The organism is Brasilonema sennae CENA114 (genome assembly GCF_006968745.1).
Classification (GTDB): Bacteria; Cyanobacteriota; Cyanobacteriia; order Cyanobacteriales; family Nostocaceae; genus Brasilonema; species Brasilonema sennae.
In genome coordinates this window covers 1,350,871-1,369,201 of sequence record NZ_CP030118.1, presented here as the reverse complement: position 1 = coordinate 1,369,201, position 18,331 = coordinate 1,350,871, and the positions used below count along the sequence as shown (strand labels likewise).

Sequence of the window (18,331 nt, the reverse complement as noted above, 5' to 3'; positions counted from 1 at the left end):
GAGTCTCACTACCAACTGGGATACTTTGGACAGTTGAGATAAATCAAAGATAAGGAGTCACAATGAAACTTGCTTCATCACTACTTGCAACTGTTGCCCTCGCTGGTTTGGTTACGGTTTGGGATGCTCCACTAAGCTTTGTGAATCCTTCACTGGTTCAAGCATCAGCCCAGGAAAGAAAACAAAACATGAAAGATGTCACTGGCTTGACGACTCAACAAAAAATTGAGATGCTTACCAAAAGTAAAGGTAAGTTTGGTAGTGGTGACCAGCTGCGGCGTTACTTTTTTGGCGATCTTGAGCCAATTGCCGTACAACCAGGAGGTGCAGGCATGGTTGTGAATCTCTACAACAAAGCTAACGATATCACAATTTCCTACTGTGCAACTTACGACGTGATAGTTGCACTTAAGAAAGGCAAAATTACTGCGTTTGCTCCGAACGAAGTTAAATAATTATCAACAAAAGTCAGAATACCGCATGCCCGTTTGCGTAGCGAAGGCAGGCATAGTTAGCGGTTTCATTGAAGAAAAATCCAGGAGTCAGAATCAAATGTATGGTATTCAAACTGCTCATATAAAGAACTGGCTCCCGTGTAGACAGTTTACCGTGAGCGGAGCCGAAGCACGCTGGAGTTTTCAACCCATCTATTGAACTGAGCGTTGTACAGAATGCATTCTGTATTATGACTCCTGACGAATGATTCTGCTGTAGATATCTTCAAAACAGAGGTTTGCTATGGAATTGAGAGATGCGATTTTGCTGTTGCATCCAGCGATCGCTGTGATTGTCGTCTTCCCTTTAATCGGTATTGTCGTCAACCGCGCTTTACAGACTCGTCAGCGCCGATTGGAAACTAAGGCAACGGGTAAAAGTAAAATTACCCCAGTTGCAGGACAGGAGCATGTCCAGCTAGGTCGCTATTTGACAGGTGGTGTTGTAGGAATTGTTTTAATAGCTCTAGCTTACGCTATTTTTAGTAAAATTGTAGACAAAAATATTTGGACTAAAACACCCTTTCAAGTCATCTTTATTGGACTATTATTTGCTGCTACTCTTGCTTCCTTGATTCTACTCTATCAAACAAGAGAACGAAATTGGCGTGCTATATTTGCTACTCTAACTGGGATGGGTTTAGTGGTACTTGGTTGTCAGGATGGTGTTTATCGCAAAACTAATCAGTGGTATATCTCTCATTACTACTATGGGTTAATCGCCGCCCTGTTGATGATTTTTTCTTTAGCAATTTTGCCAGAAATCTATAAAGACAAGAAAAATCGCTGGCGTAAGGTTCACATCGCTTTGAATTGCATTGCCCTTTTAATCTTTCTGGGATTGGGAATTACAGGAACACTGTCATTGTTGGAAATTCCCCTCACTTGGCAAGAATCCTATGTCAATATGCTTTATAAGCAAAAATGTGACACTAAACCCTGCATAATTCAGGCACCTTCTTTCCCTCAAAAACCTTGATACATTTGCTTATAAAAGAAGTTTAATACAATGCCACAAATCAATACCCACCTAAAGAAAATGTAGGTGGTTTTTTGCTTTGTTATTAAACAACTGGTGTTTAGACTAAAAGCAGGCGATCGCCAAAAAATAGTTATTTTGTACTAGGACGAAGGCGGGAATGTACTGGTGTCAAAAAATAGAGGGTTATCTGCGGTTACTGGAGTTTAGACTAAGCAATAAGAAACGACCCAGTAGGGCTGAGTTAATAAAACACAAGCTTCAAAGATAAAGATATTTGAGATTAAGCAGATTTTTGTTGCTCTTTCAGAGGCTTTGTTGCAGTCTTTTTAACAATTGGATAACGGATTCTACGGGTACGGGCTTTACCTGGTGTCCACCCAAGGGATTTTCCCCGAGGTTTAGGTGCAGAGGTAGGAGTACCAATCGCCCTTCGGGTTCGCAGTCGCTACAACGGGGGGAACCCCCCTTCGGGTTCGCCAGATGCCTACGGAGGGAAACCCTCCTGCAGCACTGGTCTCACCGCAACGCGCTGCGAACCGCTAAAACTCCACCCATAGCTTGAGCCACTCGTCCAGTTCTGACTTTGAACCTCCCAGATCATCCAAATAATATTGAATCCAATCACCAACCAGGGGAGAATTACGACTGAATTCTGTCTGCGATAGACACGGATTGTCATCTCACGCCAAAATGAGAAGGTGCTGAGGAAGCAGACGATGTAGGACGCTCCTGCACTGATCAACAAGTTTGTTTGAAGACTCGAACTCAGGTTTGGGTATCCAAGCGCGATCGCCGTTAGACAAACTCCCAGCGCGAGATACAGGAAAGTAAACGAAGTAAATCGTTTCATTTCATTCTTTGTAAATAAAGCTCAGCGATAATCTATTCCTATGTGGCTGACATGACTCAGCCGATGAACAACAATTAGTCCACATGCAGCACAGCCTTACCTGAAAATCTGCGCCCGATCAAATCAGCCGACGTAACGTCTGCTTCACGCCATGAAACTGCTCGATCAATATGCGTTTTGAGCCGCCCCTGCTCAACTAACCTCAGCAGACGAGCCAGCCCAGAACTAGCACTTTCCAGCTCTACTTCGGTGTACAGCGTGAACCCGTAAAGCGTGCGCTGTCCTCCATTTTCGGAATAGAAGTCTGCCAGGGACAGCTTCATCTCGTTGCCGCTACTACTGCCATAACAAACGCAGGTGCCTCCTTGAGCCAAAAACGCAGTTAGCTTCCCGACCAATTCACCTCCTACTCCATCGACAATCAGTCGATAAGGCGCGAACTGCTTGGCTTCTTGCCCGGTTTCGGTCATCACCACTTCATCCGCGCCGTAATCTCGCACAAATGCTTCTTGCGCTGGCTGACGAATTTGGGCAACGACGCTGGCTCCCATCATCCGAGCAAGCTGCATGGCGAAGAGTCCCACTCCCCCTGTTGCCCCTGTGATCAGCACCCGACTTCCTAGTAAACGAGATCCCTTTTCCACTGCATACAGTGCTGTTAACCCCGCGACGGGCAGTGTGGCGGCATCGGTATATGATACGCTCTGGGGAATGATAGCCAGAAAGCGAGTCGAAATTGCTACATATTCTGCCCAGCCTTCCGAGCGGATGGAGAGGGCGACAATTTTTGTCCCTGTGGGTGGACCACTACCGTCCTGTGCTGTTTGTTCAACAACACCAACGACATCCCAGCCAATTGGAGTGCCAAGTGGGTCATTTTGCGATCGCTTAAGTTCGCCCCGATTCATCGAAAATGCCTTGACGCGAATCAAGCACTCGTTGGCCTTCGGAGTAGGAACTTCAGTGTCTTGAAAGGTGAGGTTGCCAACGGCATCTGGTGAAGTCACGAGTCTACGCATCGCCATATCCTTGTGTGTAGAGGGCTATAGTTTTATGTTCTAGATAGAACTGTTTCAATCAACTTGCTGTATATCCACCATCGATCGCTAAAGGTTGTCCCGTAATATAGCTGGCAGCATCAGAGCAGAGAAACACAACCGCTTGAGCAATTTCTGTTGCCTGACCGATCCGACCCATCGGAACCATCGTTCCTAAATCATCAAATGTGATGCCTATCTGCTCAGCACTACGAGCCATTAGATCGGTCGCAATCGGGCCAGGATTGACGGCATTAATCGGAATGCCGTGTTTGGCATAGTCGAGAGCTGCCGATCTGCGCTTCGCAGCAGCGCTTCGCTATCGTGTCAGCCCCATCACTGCGTGTTTGCTAGCAACGTAGGGAGAGATTCCTGGAAGCGCAACGAGACCATTCGTTGATGAATTGTTCACGATCGCGCCTGCGCCCTGAGTTAACATCTGTTGAATTTCATATTTCATGCACAGAAATACCCCTCGTGCATTGATTGACACGATCTGGTCAAAATTCTCGATCGATTGTTCGTGCAGTGGTTTAACAGCAAGATCGATGCCAGCATTGTTAAAGGCACAATCGAGTCTGCCGTAGGTGGCGTTCGCGAAGCGCAAGCTGTACCCAGCTTATCGCTTTCTGCACCAATTCCCGGACATCCGCCTCACTCGATACATCTGATTTCACGAACAAGCATTCCGCCCCAGTCTCGCGAATCAAATCAGCAGTTTCTTCACCTTCTACACCGCGTATGTCCGAGAAGAGCACTTTGGCACCCGCAGCACCGGAGGCGATAACTTCGTTAAGCTTCGCTAACGCAGTTGCTCGACCGATGCCCGATGTTCCGCCAGTCACCAAAGCAACTTTGTCTTTCAGCATCATGATAGTTACCTCTTGTTATGAATGGCTGTGTCACTTTGTCAAAAACTCAATGAGCAATACGTGTAGGAGCCAGCAATAAGAAGCGCCTCCTACAACCAGGATGAGTACGAGCCTGGTTGCAAAATGGCGGGTTTGGGCATTGATATTTGCTGGCTTTTACACTTAGTCGCGATCGCTGGCACGATCGATCAATGCGTTTGAGGGCAAGCTCGGATCGAGTACCTTGCGCGCACTGTCAACCCCTACAACGGGCAGTGTACTCGGATCGAGCATGCCGAGTTGAACCAATACACTTGCCTGATCCCAATAGATGTGTTCATGGGCTAGCTTGCCATCACGGAACTGGACAATCGCTACTACTGCCACTTCAACCCGTTTAAGAGTCGGAGCAATGCCAGGTAGCATCCAGTCCATCTGGATGGTATGAGTGAACTTAACTAGCATTTCATCGACGAGTTGATTGGTCCCGATTGTGCGCGAGACCGGAGTCAGCTCCATGTCCGGCGGCATCTGTGGAATGAAGTACTTGGAATAAAACTCACGCAGTGCCGGTTTCCCTACTCCCCCAGTCATTACCGGAATGTCGTTAACGTAAGCATCCTCAACCATCGTGGCGAGAGTATCTTCAGTGTTGTGAGCGTCAAACTCAAGCCGCAGATGCTCATCCCAGAGTGCTTGCAAGGCTTCCTGAGCAGGTGTCAGATTGGAGGTTGCCTGTACATTTGCTTGTTTGTCTACTGTTTGCTCTTTGACCATGTTAGATGCTCCTGGTTCTTTCTATCTCAACTGTATTGATTCCAATGCTTAATTTCTTTGGTGATTCTTACAATGATTCGTTGAATTCTTACGAGTTGCGCGTCTGTCCGACGCATCACACGAAGGATACCATCACCGGAACCGTGGGCAGGTTGACAACGACGGAATGATGACGGCAGGCTAGACCGATCCGCTGTGGGGAAGACCTCAGCGGTATGCTGCGTCCATTACAAATCGGGTTCGCGTCAATTTATTTACGCCGCGCTGCTGGTTTCATCCTTGATTTCGGTTTTGATGACGAAAGCCCTTAATTCGACAATCTTGTCGCCACGAAAGCGCCAGATGTCGCAGTACGAGTAATCAGAGGCCTTCCCGTCTTTGTCCTTCAGAGTGATGTTGCCCAGTGCCGTGACGACATCCCCCTCAGCGATTAAGTTCGCGACGATATTCAAAGGTGGTTCCACATACTCTGTTGCCATCCATTGACGAACGGCATCTTTTCCGTTCAATGTCTTGTCGCCAACGAATGTCCATTTCGTGTCGTCGGCGCAGAACGACAAGAATCCTTCATAGTTGCCTTGGGCGATCGCCGCGTTTGCCGCTGCTAAGATTGCTTTATTGTTCTCTGACATCTCAATCTCTCCTCTGTTCAAGTGGATGCTTTAACGAAGCGGTTTCTGCTACCATTGATGCAAAGCTCACGGAACAATTGCAGTCACGCGGATTTCGATCCGCATCGCTGGTAGTGCAAGCGCCGCGACTCCTACCGCTGTCCAAATTGGGGCGCGCTCGGGCATATAATGATGAAATAGCCTGACCATCACCTCGTTCACCTCTGGGGGAAACCCGTCAACATGATAAGAATTAACGTGAACAACATGCTCCCAACTCGCACCAGCAGTCGCTAAGGTTCGCTCTACGTTCTGAAATGCTTGAGCAATCTCGTCTGCGAGTGATTCGGGAATTTGCAGATTGTCATCCCAGCCGCCTTGTCCGGATGTCTCCACTCGATCGCCAATTTTTACTGCTTGCGAGTAATGCAATTTATTCAGCATATATTCCCCATAACCGGGAGTGATAAAAAACTCAGGCTTATTCATGGTGTTCCTCTGTTCATTACAATTCAGAACTTATTTCTAAGGACTGGTAAACGGCTGACATTGAATCGCCTTCACATTTCGCAGATAGTTCAACTGTGGCTCGAAGTTAGTGGGACAGAAAACATAAACATTGTCTTGAGGTCGGCTAATGACTAAACGGTAGCTGGGTGGAATCCCCTCGGAACTTTCGATCGCTTCGACTCTGGGAATCACTTGTGGACTGACTTGAGCCAAGGATGGAAAATTGAACGGTAACAGTACGCCGAACAGAATCGTGATTGCGATCGTGATTGTGGTTATGATTGTGGTTGGAAGAATCTTTCGGTTCATTAGAAATCTCTTGCGGCTTGTGGTTGTGTAATGTTCTATCTACCCGAAGTGTAATGAGTGAAACTGCTTGATTGCTTTCAGATTCTTATTTCATTCGCGATCGTTGCCGAATTCTTTGTTTACTCCTGCGATTGAAGCGAAGCCTGCTTGATAACTGTAACGAGATCGGTTACTTGACGTTGAGCCTCTTCACTCAGCGAGTCAAACTCGTCCAAGAAAAATTGCCGTTCTAGCGTCAACTTCCGGGCATTGAGTAGCCCTTCAATCCGCCAATCTTCATCACGTTTCATCACGACGAATAGCTGCATCGAATCTCGTGACGGTGAAGTTTCGGGTTGTCCGGGCAGCATTACCCTGACAACTCCGTTCATGAGAGCAAGTTGAGGATTCAGGAAGTGGACGAAATTCACCTCACCCTCCAGGCGTGTTCCGTTGACAACCGTGTCGAAAGCTTGCTGATTAAATGCAGCGATCGCTTTTCGACCCTTGAGATGCGTTCCCTCGAACGCGATGAAATCGGCAGTTTCGCTAAACGGAGCAGCGAAGTCTTCACCGCTGCCTCGATTCCAAGCATCAATCATCTGATGATGGAAAGTACGGATTGCGGACTCGTCAGCAGCAGTGGTGGTTTGAGCTGTTTGTGAATTCATAGTTTTGAGCGATTGGATTAGAGTGATGCGGTTGCCTCAATTTCAGGTGCATAAATCGTTTCGTCTTCTTTGCGCCAAGCTGGATCGACTAGACAAACGAAAACAATGGGTTCGTCGCCGTAGTTGTGAAGGAACTGGATTGCATTTGGAGGAATGTAAACCGCATCGCCTGGTTCAATGCGACAAACTTCACTGTCGATCGACATTTCTCCAACACCGCTAATGATGTAATAAACCTCAGAAGTCTTTAGAGAATGGGGAATCGAAGTTTTGCCAACAGGCAAGATCGCATACGCCAAACTGTAACGCAAGTTGATGTCTTGTTTGTCAGGATGAAGCAGTTCGCGCAGAACAGTTCCATCTCCAGCGATAATTTCTTCACAGTCGTTTAGTTTTTGGATCAGCATAAGTTTAGGTTTGCAATTACACAATCGGAGCAAGTTCAGAATCTGTGAATTTTAGAGGAGAAATTTGCCTGTTCCACGTGCTGTTGAATCACGTACTGATGGGGCGAAATCGCCATTGTTAACGATCGTCGTAGGTTCATGGCTGTTCAAGTTGGTAAACTGATAAGGCTGGTGGTCAATCAGTACCAGGATGCTATTTTCTGGACGAAGCAGTCCTTCGAGTCCGATTTTTGGATTTTTAGACATCGCTATAAGTCTCCATTCAATGTTTACTTTGCAAATACGCTCTAGCGTGTGAGCCTGACTCAACTGATGAATCATAGAGTTTTTTCACAAGAATGAACTTGTATTCTGGCTCAATTGCTCGAATCGAAATCGTCTCAACTGAATTGATGTCCCTTTTTACTGCAAGATGAAATTGCTGAAGTAGCTCACTAACCTCTTGTGCAACATGGGTGAGTGCAACATTCAAATGGGAGTTAGAGGGTTGTGGCGACAAGCTCCGCAGCACAGGACTATTGATAGGAGATCATTCCATAAGTAACCTGATGTGCAACTTTCCAAAATGAAAATCTCACCCTTCATCATTCCTGCTTTTAAAAAGCAAAGCAGTCACAGCCCATACCACCCCAGAAGCTAGACAAAGAGCCAGCGGTGTTGAGCGTAGAGGATGCTGTGCGACAGGTCACTTTATGGATGTGGTTACATAGGGCAGTACAGAGGTGAATGGCTTTTGCAGCAGTGGGAACAGCAGGCGTTGAGTAATATCCGCCATAGGTTGCAACGGGCGACCACTCAGGCAGCACGGGCAACAGCGGCGGATCCAAATCACGGAACTCGTCACTTGCGTACACAATCTTGCCACCTACAACCGTCAGAACTGATTCCAAACTCTTAATCCGTTGTTCTGGAATCGAGAAGAAATCGTCGGACAGCACTGCTAAATCTGCCAGTTGACCGGGGGAGATTGCCCCTTTTTGCCCTTCCTCAGATGAGAACCAACTACTGCCCACCGTGTAAAGCCGCAGTGCCTCCATTCGAATCAGGCGATTCTGCTCTGGGTAAAGTGCTGTCCCACCGACGGTCTTACCGCTAACGAGCCAGTAAAGGGCAACAAACGGATTATAGGAAGCCACTCGCGTCGCATCGGTTCCAGCTCCCACTGGGATGTCCATTTCTAGCATGCGGGCGATCGGAGGTGTCTGTTCAGCAGCAGTTTCACCATAGTGATCAACAAAATACTCACCTTGAAATGCCATGCGATGTTGAATAGCAATGCCACCGCCTAATGCTTTGACTCGTTCAAGATTGCGTTCAGAAATCGTTTCAGCATGGTCAAAGAACCAATGCAGTCCATTGAAGGGGATTTCCCGATTGACTTGCTCAAATACATTCAAGAAGCGCGTGATGGACTCGTCATAAGTGGCATGCAGACGGAATGGCCAGCGATTCTGTGCGAGCAGCGTCACAACATTCCTCAATTCCGTTTCTAAAGAGTCAGCTAGATCTGGACGGGGTTCTAGGAAGTCTTCAAAATCTGCCGCTGAGAAGACTAACATTTCACCTGCGCCATTCATGCGATAGAAGTCATCACCCTGACCCGGCTTAACAATTTTCGCCCAGCCTGAGAAATCCTCTAGTTCCTGTTTGGGGCGTTGCGTGAACAGGTTATAGCCAATACGAACTGTGAGCTCACCCCGTTTGTGGAGGTCCTCAATCACTTGATAGTCGTCAGGATAATTTTGATACCCACCTCCAGCATCAATCACGCTAGTAATGCCGAGGCGATTCAGTTCTCGCATGAAGTGGCGTGTGGAATTCAGTTGATGGTCGTAGGGCAGTTTCGGACCTTTCGCCAAGGTGGAATACAGGATCATGGCATTCGGTCTGGCAATTAACAGTCCGGTTGGGTTCCCGTAGCTGTCGCGTTGGATCTCACCTCCCAATGGGTTCGGAGTGTCTTTGGTGTACCCAACTGCTCGGAGTGCCGCACGGTTTAGAAGAGCCCGATCATACAGGTGCAGAATAAATACAGGCGTGTTGGGTGCAATTCGATTAATTTCATCCAGCGTTGGCAGCCGTCGTTCGGCAAACTGAAACTCAGTCCAGCCACCGACAACCCTTACCCATTGATTTGGAGGCGTTCGGTCAACCTGTTCTCTCAGCATCCGTAAGCCGTCTGCTAGAGATGGTACGCCATCCCACCGCAATTCCAGGTTGTAATTGAGGCCACCGCGAATTAGGTGGATATGAGAATCATTGAGACCAGGAATAACGGTGCGACGACTCAGATCAATTACTCTGGTATTAGCTCCCTTGTGAGACATCACCGCTTTGTCGGTTCCGACCGCGACAAAGCGCCCGTCTTTAATCGCGGTAGCGGAAGCAAAGGAGCGGCGCTCGTCCTGTGTGGCAATTCGACCGTTGAAGAGAATGACATCGGCGTTGGTGTCGTTACTGGCAAGTGTGTTAGCGTTCATGCGATTTACTCCTAAAAGGTACGAGGAAGCCCCAACCGCAGTAGCCAGTTGTAAAAAACGTCTGCGGCCATTCGTGAGAGGTTAAGACAATATTCATTTTGTCAATTAGGAATTATGCTGAAAAGTGAGTGAAAAACAAAGTATTAAACTAAGCTTAGTACTGACTTTTCAGCATCAAAGTGAATCATGAGTCATTTGGTTACGCCATTGTTCCCACAAAAATTATGTTTCCTACCACGTTTTTGGTAGTATTTTTAAGTTTTTTTACTTATTGACAAAATTACCATAACCTTAACCTATCACGGTTGGTCTGCGGCTTGCTTGAGGGTGACTACTCATAATTCCTCCACTTGACGAAGGTGTTGATATCAAGAAAGAATGGATGCAGCGCTTAAACTTAGGAAGCCGGATACAGCCATTGGCGAAACAACTGCGTCAAACGCGGCATGATCAAATAAGTGAGAAAGGCTACGACGAGTCCAGTTGTGATCAATTGATTGAGCAATACAGGTAACTTGGACAGAAATGGTGCTAGTAGACGACTGAGAATCGCAAGAGTGATAAACACGCCCAGCCATGTCACTAGTGCCATTTTGTAACGAGGTGGGGGAGCCTTGAGGGGCTTGTTGGGCAGGGTGAACCAGGTTTCTAATCCAGTGAGAGTTTGCACTTCTTCCGGTTTTTCAATCAGCGGTCGCAATCGTTCAATCCATTCTCGCCGCACATCAGACTCCAGCCACTGTTTGAGGTTGGTGTACCGATCAAACCTGAGAATTGCTACATATTCAGGATGGGCGTGATCGCAAGGTTGAATGATACTTACACCCCTATGTCCCTTAAACTTCTTGGCGGCGGCAATAATTCCACGTAACCACTCCTCATACCCCTGCTCACGCCCTGGTCGGACAACATGAGAGATAATGGCTGTAACCTGCTGACTTTCTTCATCCGTACCGATTTCAAGAGGCTCTTCCAACATAAATGCGACCTTTCGTAATGTTGCGGCGGTGTACACAAACTCAATATTGGTAATGCCCATAAACCTAACAATCAGCCGTAGATAGGGCATTTGCAGATCATAAGCAGGGGCAGGGCTGCCCTCAGGATAGGTGCCTCCCTGTGACAGAATAAACAACCTCTCATCTGCAACCCGGTAGATTTCTACTGCTTCACGGCATAACTGGTCATCAGATTTTTGTAATCAGGAATGTAACCTGCCAACAGATTACCTAAACCTGTGACATCATTACGCCAGTCACGATGCAGCTCACACGCAACGCTGAACCAGTTTACTAATTGAATTCCAGCACGAGACATACGCTCCCAAGCGGCGTAGCGGCAAGTTTCATCAAATGTGCCAGACGCATCAGTGACGACAAAAACGTCATAACCGGCTTCGATCGCTGACAGAGCACAAAACGCGACACAAACATCCGTGACGATCCCAGCGATGATCAATTGTTTTCGACCCGTCTGAGCTACCGCCTTAACGAAATCTTCATTGTCCCAGGCGTTGATTTGTCCGGGGCGAGGAATATATGGAGCATCAGGAAACTTCTCTTTCAGTTCGGGCATGATAGGACCATTCGGACCTTGCTCAAAACTGGTCGTCAAAATCGTCGGAAGACCAAAAAACTTGACTGTACTTGCCAGCGCTAGCACATTATTTTTGAAGTCGGCGGCACCAAAATCACGCACGAGTGAGAACAGTCCAGTCTGGTGATCGACCAGTAGAGCCGCAGCATTATCTTTATCCAGACGGTTGTACTTGAACGTAGACATGAAGTATATCTCCTAATTGAGTATTAGTGAATGAATTTGTTGCAGGATGGAATCAGGGATAAGAGAGTATCTGTCCCTAACCTGCTCTTTGTCATAGCGGGGACGAAGACTGTGTTTAGAGAGGATTTCCCTCGCTAATCCTCTAGTGGCAATGGGATTTTACTATCGACCCGTGAAGATGGAGGAATTGCTGACCTGGACAGGTTTGCCGTCCGCTGGAGGGGTTGTTGCAAGGAGCTGAAGTTCCCATGCAAGGGCCACCGCACTAGCACCGCCATGCTCAAGAACAATATCTGATACACCCTCAGTTGTTTCTGTGCGTGCCCAGTCACGTTGCCATTCAGCAAGTACAGCCATCCAATTGATTGGAACTGCACCAGCTTGAACCATACGGCGAACAGCCATGTCATGAGCTTCCGCAGTAACACCGCCCGAAGCATCGGTAACGATGAATACTTCATAACCCTCACCAAGCGCCTGGATTGCTGGCATTGCCAGACAGATCTCGGTGTAAAGCGCAGCAAGTATAAGTTGCTTGCGGCCACTTTTCTTCACTACATCTGTAACGTTTGGATCTTCCCAGGTATTGATGAAAGTGCGGTTGATCGGTTTTTGATCAGGAAAAACATCCTGTAGTCCCTTAATGATATAACCCCCTCTTTCTTCAATTACTGTGGTCAGGATTGTGGGTACGTTAAACACCTTTGCCGATTTGGCAAGACCAATAACATTGTTAATGATCATCGTAGGTTCATGGCTGTTCAAGTTGGTGAACTGATAAGGCTGGTGGTCAATCAGTACCAGGATGCTATCTTCTGGACGAAGCAGTCCTTCTAGGCCGATTTTTGGATTTTTAGACATCGCTATAAGTCTCCATTCAATGTTTGCTTTACAGACATACCCTGTACGCGTTCAGGGGTCACTTCAGTCCGAAACCGCCGCTTGCTTCAATGTACTGACCTGTAACCCAACCTCCATCCTCTAGGGCGAGAAAGGCTGCAACACTGGCAATGTCTTTAACCTTTCCGATTCGTCCAAGCACAGTCATAGATGAAATCGTTTCTCTCACCGTTGGATCTTGCAAAATTTTGGCATTAGCATCGGTATCTGTGTAGCCAGGAGCGATCGAGTTCACAGTAATACCCCGCTTACCTAGCTCACCTGCCAACACTAGAGTGAAGTTATCGATCGCCGCTTTCGTCATCCCGTAAACTGCGATGTCTGAGAGAGGACGGCGTGAGGCTCCCGAAGAAAGATTAATGATTCTGCCACCATCACGGAGCCGGGGCAGAGTCATCTGAGTGATAAAGAAAGTGCCTTTGACATTGACGGCAAAGAGTCGATCAAACTCTTTTTCAGTTGTTCCCTCAACCGTCGTGAAGATTCCAATTCCGGCATTGTTGACGAGAATATCAAACTGGTTAGTTCCAGTCCGTTGAGTCAGTTCAACGTCGAGCTTGTCGTAAAACTTTTGAATCTCGGCGACCAAGCCAACATCTCCTTGCACTGCGAAGGCAGAACCACCATCGGCTTGAATCTCAGCAACGGTGGTTGCCGCTGCTTCAGCATCTCTAGCGTAATTGATCGCGACTAATGCACCCTCCTTCGCAAGGCGTTTGGCAATAGCTCGACCAATACCACGGCTAGAACCTGTAACCACAGCCACTTTGTCTTTCATAAAACCTTCTCCTTGGTTGATAGAAAAATTGCTTCTCCCACTTGTCTATCAAAGGTTAAATACTGTCAGAAGTCAGCAACATCATGACATCTGCATGAGCTAACACGACATCGGGGTGGCGTTGCAACGCCGTGTTATACTTCATGGCAAACTCATCGCCCAATTCATCGGGGCTGAGCAGTGTACGAATGTCACGGTCGATCGCTTCAATTACCTCTTGCGTAACAGGTTCATCAGTATGAAGCAACTCATCGATTTGGATAATCAATGCTGAGAGTCGATGCAACCAGGCAAACTGCTCATGACGAATCACCAGTTGTAGCAATTCACCTCTAGAAACTTGCCCTCGAACTTGCTGATAGGTAAGACGCTCAGTCTCTAGTAAAAGCTTGTGCAAACGCAGTAGTTTGATTCGTAACTCACTCAAGCGTTGATGTTGAGTAGATTGAAGTGTGTTAAGCATAAATCCGTCCCATCCTTCCTTCTTGGTAGTCGTTGATCGCCTGGGTAATTTCAGCTTCAGTGTTCATGACAAACGGACCGTAGCGCACGACTGGTTCGTTAAGCGGTACACCTGCAATCAGCAGAAGATCTAGAGGACGCTGAGCATCAGCAGGGTTGGAGATCACCACATCTTCTCCATCTTGAGAAAAGAGCACCATCTGCCCATCATCACCAGGCGCTGGCTCTGTCCCAAACAACCCAGACCCCTCCAGTACATAGACAAAGGCATTGTACTCTTTCGGTACAGGCTGGATCATCGTTGCCCCTGGTTGCAGTGTGAAGTGGAGGTAAATTATCGGCGTGCGCGTCTGAATGACGGCTTCTGCCCCTAACGCTTCTCCCGCAATTACCCGCACCGTCACAGACCTATCTTCGGTTTGAGCGACCGGAATCTGAGCCGTTGGAATTTCCTGATAGCGGGGCGGCATCATTTTGTCTCGTTGTGGCAGATTGATCCAGAGTTGAATGCCGTGGAGCCGTCCACCTGTTTGGGTAAACATTGACTCTGGCATCTCGGAATGCACGACCCCAGCACCTGCTGTCATCCACTGGACATCACCCGGATTGAGTAGCCCAGCGTGCCCCGCAGAATCTTTGTGTTCTAACCATCCATCCAAGACATAGCTGACGATTTCAAAGCCCCGGTGCGGATGATCGGGTGCGCCTTTTGCCTGACCCGGCTTTAGATGAATCGGCCCCAACTCGTCGAGGAGGAGAAACGGGTCAAATTCAGAGAAGCTACTTTTGGGAAAGGGGCGACGGACAAGAAATCCGCCCCCTTCGAGTGTTTCAACGCTGTTGATTACTCCGGCAACGGTTCGAGATGTTTGAGTGGGGACAGTCATAGAATTACCTCTTCAGAACTAGACAGATATAGATATCATTTGAGCCTGATTCAACTGATGAATCACAGAGTTTTCTCACAAGTGAAAAATGCAGCAGGTCTTGTGTTCGGTGCATTATGCTGTCGCTAATACACCCTACTGGCTGATGTGTCTGTGCAAGATTGTGAGAATGCTCCAAGGATTAGGTCGGTTTTCTCCTGTTTCAATCAATATTGACCTTCAGCACACAATCAAACTCCGATCCGTTTAGCAATTACCAGTGCCGCAAAGCCAATCTAATTTTCCATAAATTGCAGCACGATTTTGCCCAGTGTTCCTCCCTGCTCTAGACGCTGATGTGCCAGAACAACCTGATCCCAGGGCAATACTGAATCAATTACTGGGCGAAGCTGATGACGCTCGATTAGTTTTGTCAAAGCCTCTAATTTTGCTCGGTACTGGGGTGAAAGAACAAAATGAATCGTCAGATTCTTACCCCATGCTTCAAGAAGCGATTGCGGTATTGCAATGTCTACAATGCTGATAAGCCTACCGAAGGGACGAATGATTCCTAGACTACGCTGAATTGTTTCTCCGCCGATCGTATCTAGAACTAAATCCACACCCAGTCCATTTGTTGCTTGATGAATGACTTCTACGTAATCTTCATTTTTGTAATCAATCACTCGATCTGCGCCCAGCTGTGTCACGAAATCTCGGTTTCTAGAACTACAGGTCGCAAAGACGTATGCCCCTGTCGCTTTGGCGAGTTGAACTGCGATCGAACCAACTCCACCCGCACCCGCATGGATGAGAACTGTTTCACCAACTTGTAGATTGCCCCTGGTCACTAGACAATCCCAAGCAGTTCCGCCTGCAAGCGGCAAAGAAGCTGCCTCAACGTGCGATAGATTTGCAGGCTTCAATGCAACAATTGCTGCATCAGCCACATGATACTGAGCGTAGCTACCGAATTCTCCAAAAACTTGCGGCGAGTAATATACGTTGTCTCCTACCTTGAAATCAGTCACAGCTTCGCCAATTGCCTCAATCACCCCTGAAACATCGACTCCAAGGATGGCGGGTAATCGAACCAGTTCCTTGTAATCACCACGACGAGTTTGGTAATCGACCGGGTTAATCGAGGTTGCACAAACTCTGACTAACACCTGATTCGCCTTCAGTGTTGGTATGGGAACAGTTTGAATCTCAAACTTGTCAGCATCACCAAACGCAGTTAATACGGCTGCTTTCATAGATTCCATCTGTGCCAACTCTCCTTGATTTAGAATAAACAGTGACGGGATTTCATCGACAACCAAACGCCTTTGATATTGACATTCATAGTGCGATCATATTCAGCTTCTGTTTGCTCAATCAATGAGGGATTTTCGCCAACCGTTCCTGCATTGTTAAAGGCAATATCTAACCGACCTAAAACGTTAACCGTCTTATCAATCATTGCCTCAACATCGGCTTCTTTCGTGACATCTGCTTGCACAAAGATAGCCTCTCCGCCAGCTTCCTGAATCAATCGAACCGTTTCTTCACCTTCATCCATTCGACGACCCACCACCACCACCTTTGCTTGTTGTTGGGCATAAGCGATCGCCGTTGTTCTACCGATTCCTGATGTTCCGCCAGTCACTAAAGCCACTTTATCTTGCAGTATCATCCTGTTTCTCCTGTTTCAATCAATAAACACAATTGCAAATTCTGCTGCTATTCGCGCCCTGCCACAATAATCTTTTCTGCTAAACCGATCGGGTTAGAAAACATTACCTCGTGACTACCGAGCATTTGTACAAGCCGAAATAGCCCCAAGCGGTTAGACATCCTGGGATGCCAACCCCACTGTTCGCCTTGAGGGAGGACATTATCTTCTGTACAGTAGAGGTAACTTTTGGCAATGGGCAGCGAGTAAAACTGCTTCAAGTCCAACTTGTCAAGGAACGGTTGATACGGTTCAGGGGATAATTGTGCGTAACTTGATCGAGCCAGGTCGAGGTCGGCATCGTTGATAAACGCTTCTCGCCAAACCTCAGAAGGCAGCATCATCGTATTATCGTCCGATTCTCTCGCTAGCTTGTCGAATAACGCTTGAGAGTCGGGTGGGATGTTATCTGTGAGGCGATCGCCATCATTGAGGACAAATGCATTGAAGAAGATCAGCCGTTTAATACGATCGCTAACCGCTTCAGCAACTTTCGCAATAATTGTTCCGCCAAAACTATGTCCTAGTAAGACAATATCCGTTAGGTCTTTGCTAACAATATAATCAACGATCGACTGTGTACATTGAGCATGGTTAACGTTCTTATTCACGCCTTTGCCATGACCTGCGATCGTCGGAGCAAACGCTTGATGCCCTTTCGCTTCTAGCTGTTTGATCACTTTGTTCCAAGCAGAACCCTCGTGCCATGCGCCGTGAACCAAGACAAAAGTTGACATAGAATTGCTCCTTAAAGTGATTCAGCGTTCTAATATTGACCTTCAGCACAAACTCAAACTAACTGTGTCGATCGCTACTTGGTCGCAACGTTTCGCACCGCTGATCGACTACTGCGCTACATACCCACCATCTACCATCAACGTTTCACCTGTTACGAACGATGCCATATCAGATGATAAAAACAGGACTGCATTTGCAACTTCAAGCGGTGTTCCAACTCGTCCGATCGGGTGAAGTCCTGCCAAGTAAGCTTTGGCTTCATCCTGAGCGGATTCAAACATATCTGTTGCGATAGACCCTGGTGCAACGACATTGATGCGAATACCTGCTTTGGCATATTGGAGCGCAGCGGCTTTTGTTAAGCCTACTACTGCATGTTTACTCGCGGTGTAGAGGGGGATACTAGGAAGTGCAACGACTCCAACCGCAGATGCCGTATTGACGATGCACATAGTGCCGCCAGAGGCGAACGAACCACTTCCCTGTTTCAACATCTGAGCGATCTCATGCTTCATTGACAACCAAACGCCTTTGACATTAACGTTCATCGTGCGATCGTATTCCGCTTCTGTTTGCTCAATCAATGAAGGATTTTCGTCGGCCGTTCCTGCATTATTAAAGGCAATATCCAGCCGACCAAAAACGTCAACCGCTTTATCAACCATTGCTTTAACATCGGCTTCTTTCGTGACATCTGATTGCACAAAAATAGCCTCTCCGCCAGCTTCCTGAATTAATCGAACTGTTTCTTCACCTTCATCAATTCGACGACCAACTACCACTACCTTTGCTTGTTGTTGGGCATAAGCGATCGCTGTTGCTCTACCGATTCCTGATGTGCCGCCTGTAACTAATGCCACTTTATCTTGCAGTATCATTCTGTTTCTCCTGTTTTAATTTCATCAGTTTGTATCGGGTAAGCTTGTCTCAGCAACTCAGTGACTTCTTGCGCGATCGCAATCAGGGCAAGATTAACTGAGGAGTCCTGAAGAGAATCAGTCTGAGGTGTACCTTCATGCCCAGGATTATTCTTGCCTTGTACTAGTGAATGCGTCATAGAACTATCCTCAATGAAACACTGATTTGTAATTGACTAAATCAATACCTAGGAATTCAGTTGTTGGCATGGTAAC

Annotated in this window: 23 protein-coding genes and 2 pseudogenes; 2 read left to right on the top strand and 23 right to left on the bottom strand. The window is 47.3% G+C overall.

Annotated features, from left to right (window positions below; all coding sequences use genetic code 11):
- Positions 1–62: 62 nt before the first annotated feature.
- A complete protein-coding gene (locus DP114_RS05810; protein ID WP_171975683.1) occupies positions 63–455 on the top strand; it encodes a hypothetical protein in 393 nt (130 codons plus the stop codon).
- Between the two features lie 283 nt (positions 456–738).
- Positions 739–1,473 (top strand): DUF4079 domain-containing protein, encoded by a 735-nt coding sequence (locus DP114_RS05805; RefSeq protein ID WP_169265587.1) that lies wholly within the window; start codon positions 739–741, stop codon positions 1,471–1,473.
- 487 nt (positions 1,474–1,960) lie between these two features.
- Here DP114_RS05805 and DP114_RS05800 read toward each other — a convergent pair whose 3' ends face one another.
- From DP114_RS05800 to DP114_RS05695, 23 genes and pseudogenes are all read right to left on the bottom strand, one after another.
- Positions 1,961–2,326, bottom strand: coding sequence for a hypothetical protein (locus DP114_RS05800; RefSeq protein ID WP_246163070.1), 366 nt, complete (start codon positions 2,324–2,326; stop codon positions 1,961–1,963).
- 74 nt (positions 2,327–2,400) lie between these two features.
- A complete protein-coding gene (locus DP114_RS05795; RefSeq protein WP_246163069.1) occupies positions 2,401–3,345 on the bottom strand; it encodes a zinc-binding dehydrogenase in 945 nt (314 codons plus the stop codon).
- A gap of 58 nt (positions 3,346–3,403) precedes the next feature.
- Positions 3,404–3,970 (bottom strand): annotated as a pseudogene (locus DP114_RS05790) (SDR family oxidoreductase).
- Entirely contained in the window at positions 3,924–4,235 is a 312-nt protein-coding gene (locus DP114_RS36020; RefSeq protein WP_318284402.1) for an SDR family NAD(P)-dependent oxidoreductase, read from the bottom strand. Before DP114_RS36020 ends, DP114_RS05790 begins: the two are co-directional and overlap by 47 nt.
- A gap of 162 nt (positions 4,236–4,397) precedes the next feature.
- Positions 4,398–4,991, bottom strand: coding sequence for a nuclear transport factor 2 family protein (locus tag DP114_RS05785; protein WP_171975681.1), 594 nt, complete (start codon positions 4,989–4,991; stop codon positions 4,398–4,400).
- A 254-nt stretch (positions 4,992–5,245) separates the two neighbouring features.
- A complete protein-coding gene (locus DP114_RS05780; protein WP_171975680.1) occupies positions 5,246–5,623 on the bottom strand; it encodes a nuclear transport factor 2 family protein in 378 nt (125 codons plus the stop codon).
- 66 nt (positions 5,624–5,689) lie between these two features.
- Positions 5,690–6,091 carry a RidA family protein gene (locus DP114_RS05775; protein ID WP_171975679.1) on the bottom strand — a complete coding sequence of 134 codons (402 nt, stop codon included), beginning with the start codon at positions 6,089–6,091 and terminating at the stop codon, positions 5,690–5,692.
- Between the two features lie 36 nt (positions 6,092–6,127).
- A complete protein-coding gene (locus DP114_RS05770; RefSeq protein WP_171975678.1) occupies positions 6,128–6,421 on the bottom strand; it encodes a hypothetical protein in 294 nt (97 codons plus the stop codon).
- A 119-nt stretch (positions 6,422–6,540) separates the two neighbouring features.
- Positions 6,541–7,071, bottom strand: coding sequence for an SgcJ/EcaC family oxidoreductase (locus DP114_RS05765; protein WP_171975677.1), 531 nt, complete (start codon positions 7,069–7,071; stop codon positions 6,541–6,543).
- A 17-nt stretch (positions 7,072–7,088) separates the two neighbouring features.
- Positions 7,089–7,478, bottom strand: coding sequence for a cupin domain-containing protein (locus DP114_RS05760; RefSeq protein WP_169265580.1), 390 nt, complete (start codon positions 7,476–7,478; stop codon positions 7,089–7,091).
- A gap of 51 nt (positions 7,479–7,529) precedes the next feature.
- Positions 7,530–7,724 carry a hypothetical protein gene (locus DP114_RS05755; protein ID WP_211178477.1) on the bottom strand — a complete coding sequence of 65 codons (195 nt, stop codon included), beginning with the start codon at positions 7,722–7,724 and terminating at the stop codon, positions 7,530–7,532.
- A 350-nt stretch (positions 7,725–8,074) separates the two neighbouring features.
- Positions 8,075–9,805: an amidohydrolase gene (locus DP114_RS05750; RefSeq protein WP_246163068.1), complete on the bottom strand. Its 1,731-nt coding sequence runs from the start codon at positions 9,803–9,805 to the stop codon at positions 8,075–8,077.
- A gap of 550 nt (positions 9,806–10,355) precedes the next feature.
- A complete protein-coding gene (locus tag DP114_RS05745; protein ID WP_246163067.1) occupies positions 10,356–11,093 on the bottom strand; it encodes a putative antibiotic biosynthesis monooxygenase in 738 nt (245 codons plus the stop codon).
- A gap of 26 nt (positions 11,094–11,119) precedes the next feature.
- Entirely contained in the window at positions 11,120–11,740 is a 621-nt protein-coding gene (gene ycaC, locus DP114_RS05740; protein WP_169265577.1) for an isochorismate family cysteine hydrolase YcaC, read from the bottom strand.
- Between the two features lie 162 nt (positions 11,741–11,902).
- Entirely contained in the window at positions 11,903–12,601 is a 699-nt protein-coding gene (locus DP114_RS05735; RefSeq protein WP_169265576.1) for a hydrolase, read from the bottom strand.
- Positions 12,602–12,659: 58 nt separating this feature from the next.
- Positions 12,660–13,418 (bottom strand): SDR family oxidoreductase, encoded by a 759-nt coding sequence (locus DP114_RS05730; RefSeq protein ID WP_171975675.1) that lies wholly within the window; start codon positions 13,416–13,418, stop codon positions 12,660–12,662.
- Positions 13,419–13,473: 55 nt separating this feature from the next.
- Complete coding sequence (locus DP114_RS05725; protein ID WP_171975674.1) at positions 13,474–13,881, bottom strand: hypothetical protein; 408 nt, start codon at positions 13,879–13,881, stop codon at positions 13,474–13,476.
- Positions 13,874–14,767, bottom strand: coding sequence for a pirin family protein (locus DP114_RS05720; protein ID WP_171975673.1), 894 nt, complete (start codon positions 14,765–14,767; stop codon positions 13,874–13,876). The genes DP114_RS05725 and DP114_RS05720 overlap by 8 nt, the downstream gene beginning before the upstream one ends.
- A 275-nt stretch (positions 14,768–15,042) precedes the next feature.
- Positions 15,043–16,011 carry a zinc-dependent alcohol dehydrogenase family protein gene (locus DP114_RS05715; RefSeq protein ID WP_171975672.1) on the bottom strand — a complete coding sequence of 323 codons (969 nt, stop codon included), beginning with the start codon at positions 16,009–16,011 and terminating at the stop codon, positions 15,043–15,045.
- A gap of 41 nt (positions 16,012–16,052) precedes the next feature.
- Positions 16,053–16,421: pseudogene (locus DP114_RS05710) on the bottom strand (SDR family NAD(P)-dependent oxidoreductase); the annotation flags it as partial.
- Between the two features lie 47 nt (positions 16,422–16,468).
- Entirely contained in the window at positions 16,469–17,197 is a 729-nt protein-coding gene (locus DP114_RS05705; RefSeq protein ID WP_171975671.1) for an alpha/beta hydrolase, read from the bottom strand.
- A 108-nt stretch (positions 17,198–17,305) separates the two neighbouring features.
- Positions 17,306–18,076, bottom strand: coding sequence for an SDR family oxidoreductase (locus DP114_RS05700; protein ID WP_171975670.1), 771 nt, complete (start codon positions 18,074–18,076; stop codon positions 17,306–17,308).
- A complete protein-coding gene (locus DP114_RS05695) occupies positions 18,073–18,255 on the bottom strand; it encodes a hypothetical protein (protein ID WP_171975669.1) in 183 nt (60 codons plus the stop codon). Before DP114_RS05695 ends, DP114_RS05700 begins: the two co-directional genes overlap by 4 nt.
- Positions 18,256–18,331: the final 76 nt, after the last annotated feature.

What these genes read in the sequence shown, in the direction of transcription:
- DP114_RS05780 (WP_171975680.1), bottom strand. Translation starts at nt 5,623, where the DNA reads ATGTCAGAGAACAATAAAGCAATCTTAGCAGCGGCAAACGCGGCGATC.
- DP114_RS05700 (WP_171975670.1), bottom strand. Translation starts at nt 18,076, where the DNA reads ATGATACTGCAAGATAAAGTGGCATTAGTTACAGGCGGCACATCAGGA.
- DP114_RS05765 (WP_171975677.1), bottom strand. Translation starts at nt 7,071, where the DNA reads ATGAATTCACAAACAGCTCAAACCACCACTGCTGCTGACGAGTCCGCA.
- DP114_RS05805 (WP_169265587.1), top strand. Translation starts at nt 739, where the DNA reads ATGGAATTGAGAGATGCGATTTTGCTGTTGCATCCAGCGATCGCTGTG.
- DP114_RS05715 (WP_171975672.1), bottom strand. Translation starts at nt 16,011, where the DNA reads ATGGAATCTATGAAAGCAGCCGTATTAACTGCGTTTGGTGATGCTGAC.
- DP114_RS05810 (WP_171975683.1), top strand. Translation starts at nt 63, where the DNA reads ATGAAACTTGCTTCATCACTACTTGCAACTGTTGCCCTCGCTGGTTTG.
- DP114_RS36020 (WP_318284402.1), bottom strand. Translation starts at nt 4,235, where the DNA reads ATGATGCTGAAAGACAAAGTTGCTTTGGTGACTGGCGGAACATCGGGC.
- DP114_RS05770 (WP_171975678.1), bottom strand. Translation starts at nt 6,421, where the DNA reads ATGAACCGAAAGATTCTTCCAACCACAATCATAACCACAATCACGATC.
- DP114_RS05775 (WP_171975679.1), bottom strand. Translation starts at nt 6,091, where the DNA reads ATGAATAAGCCTGAGTTTTTTATCACTCCCGGTTATGGGGAATATATG.
- ycaC (WP_169265577.1), bottom strand. Translation starts at nt 11,740, where the DNA reads ATGTCTACGTTCAAGTACAACCGTCTGGATAAAGATAATGCTGCGGCT.
- DP114_RS05760 (WP_169265580.1), bottom strand. Translation starts at nt 7,478, where the DNA reads ATGCTGATCCAAAAACTAAACGACTGTGAAGAAATTATCGCTGGAGAT.
- DP114_RS05755 (WP_211178477.1), bottom strand. Translation starts at nt 7,724, where the DNA reads ATGTCTAAAAATCCAAAAATCGGACTCGAAGGACTGCTTCGTCCAGAA.
- DP114_RS05785 (WP_171975681.1), bottom strand. Translation starts at nt 4,991, where the DNA reads ATGGTCAAAGAGCAAACAGTAGACAAACAAGCAAATGTACAGGCAACC.
- DP114_RS05735 (WP_169265576.1), bottom strand. Translation starts at nt 12,601, where the DNA reads ATGTCTAAAAATCCAAAAATCGGCCTAGAAGGACTGCTTCGTCCAGAA.
- DP114_RS05695 (WP_171975669.1), bottom strand. Translation starts at nt 18,255, where the DNA reads ATGACGCATTCACTAGTACAAGGCAAGAATAATCCTGGGCATGAAGGT.
- DP114_RS05730 (WP_171975675.1), bottom strand. Translation starts at nt 13,418, where the DNA reads ATGAAAGACAAAGTGGCTGTGGTTACAGGTTCTAGCCGTGGTATTGGT.
- DP114_RS05720 (WP_171975673.1), bottom strand. Translation starts at nt 14,767, where the DNA reads ATGACTGTCCCCACTCAAACATCTCGAACCGTTGCCGGAGTAATCAAC.
- DP114_RS05795 (WP_246163069.1), bottom strand. Translation starts at nt 3,345, where the DNA reads ATGCGTAGACTCGTGACTTCACCAGATGCCGTTGGCAACCTCACCTTT.
- DP114_RS05800 (WP_246163070.1), bottom strand. Translation starts at nt 2,326, where the DNA reads ATGAAACGATTTACTTCGTTTACTTTCCTGTATCTCGCGCTGGGAGTT.
- DP114_RS05750 (WP_246163068.1), bottom strand. Translation starts at nt 9,805, where the DNA reads ATGTCTCACAAGGGAGCTAATACCAGAGTAATTGATCTGAGTCGTCGC.
- DP114_RS05725 (WP_171975674.1), bottom strand. Translation starts at nt 13,881, where the DNA reads ATGCTTAACACACTTCAATCTACTCAACATCAACGCTTGAGTGAGTTA.
- DP114_RS05705 (WP_171975671.1), bottom strand. Translation starts at nt 17,197, where the DNA reads ATGTCAACTTTTGTCTTGGTTCACGGCGCATGGCACGAGGGTTCTGCT.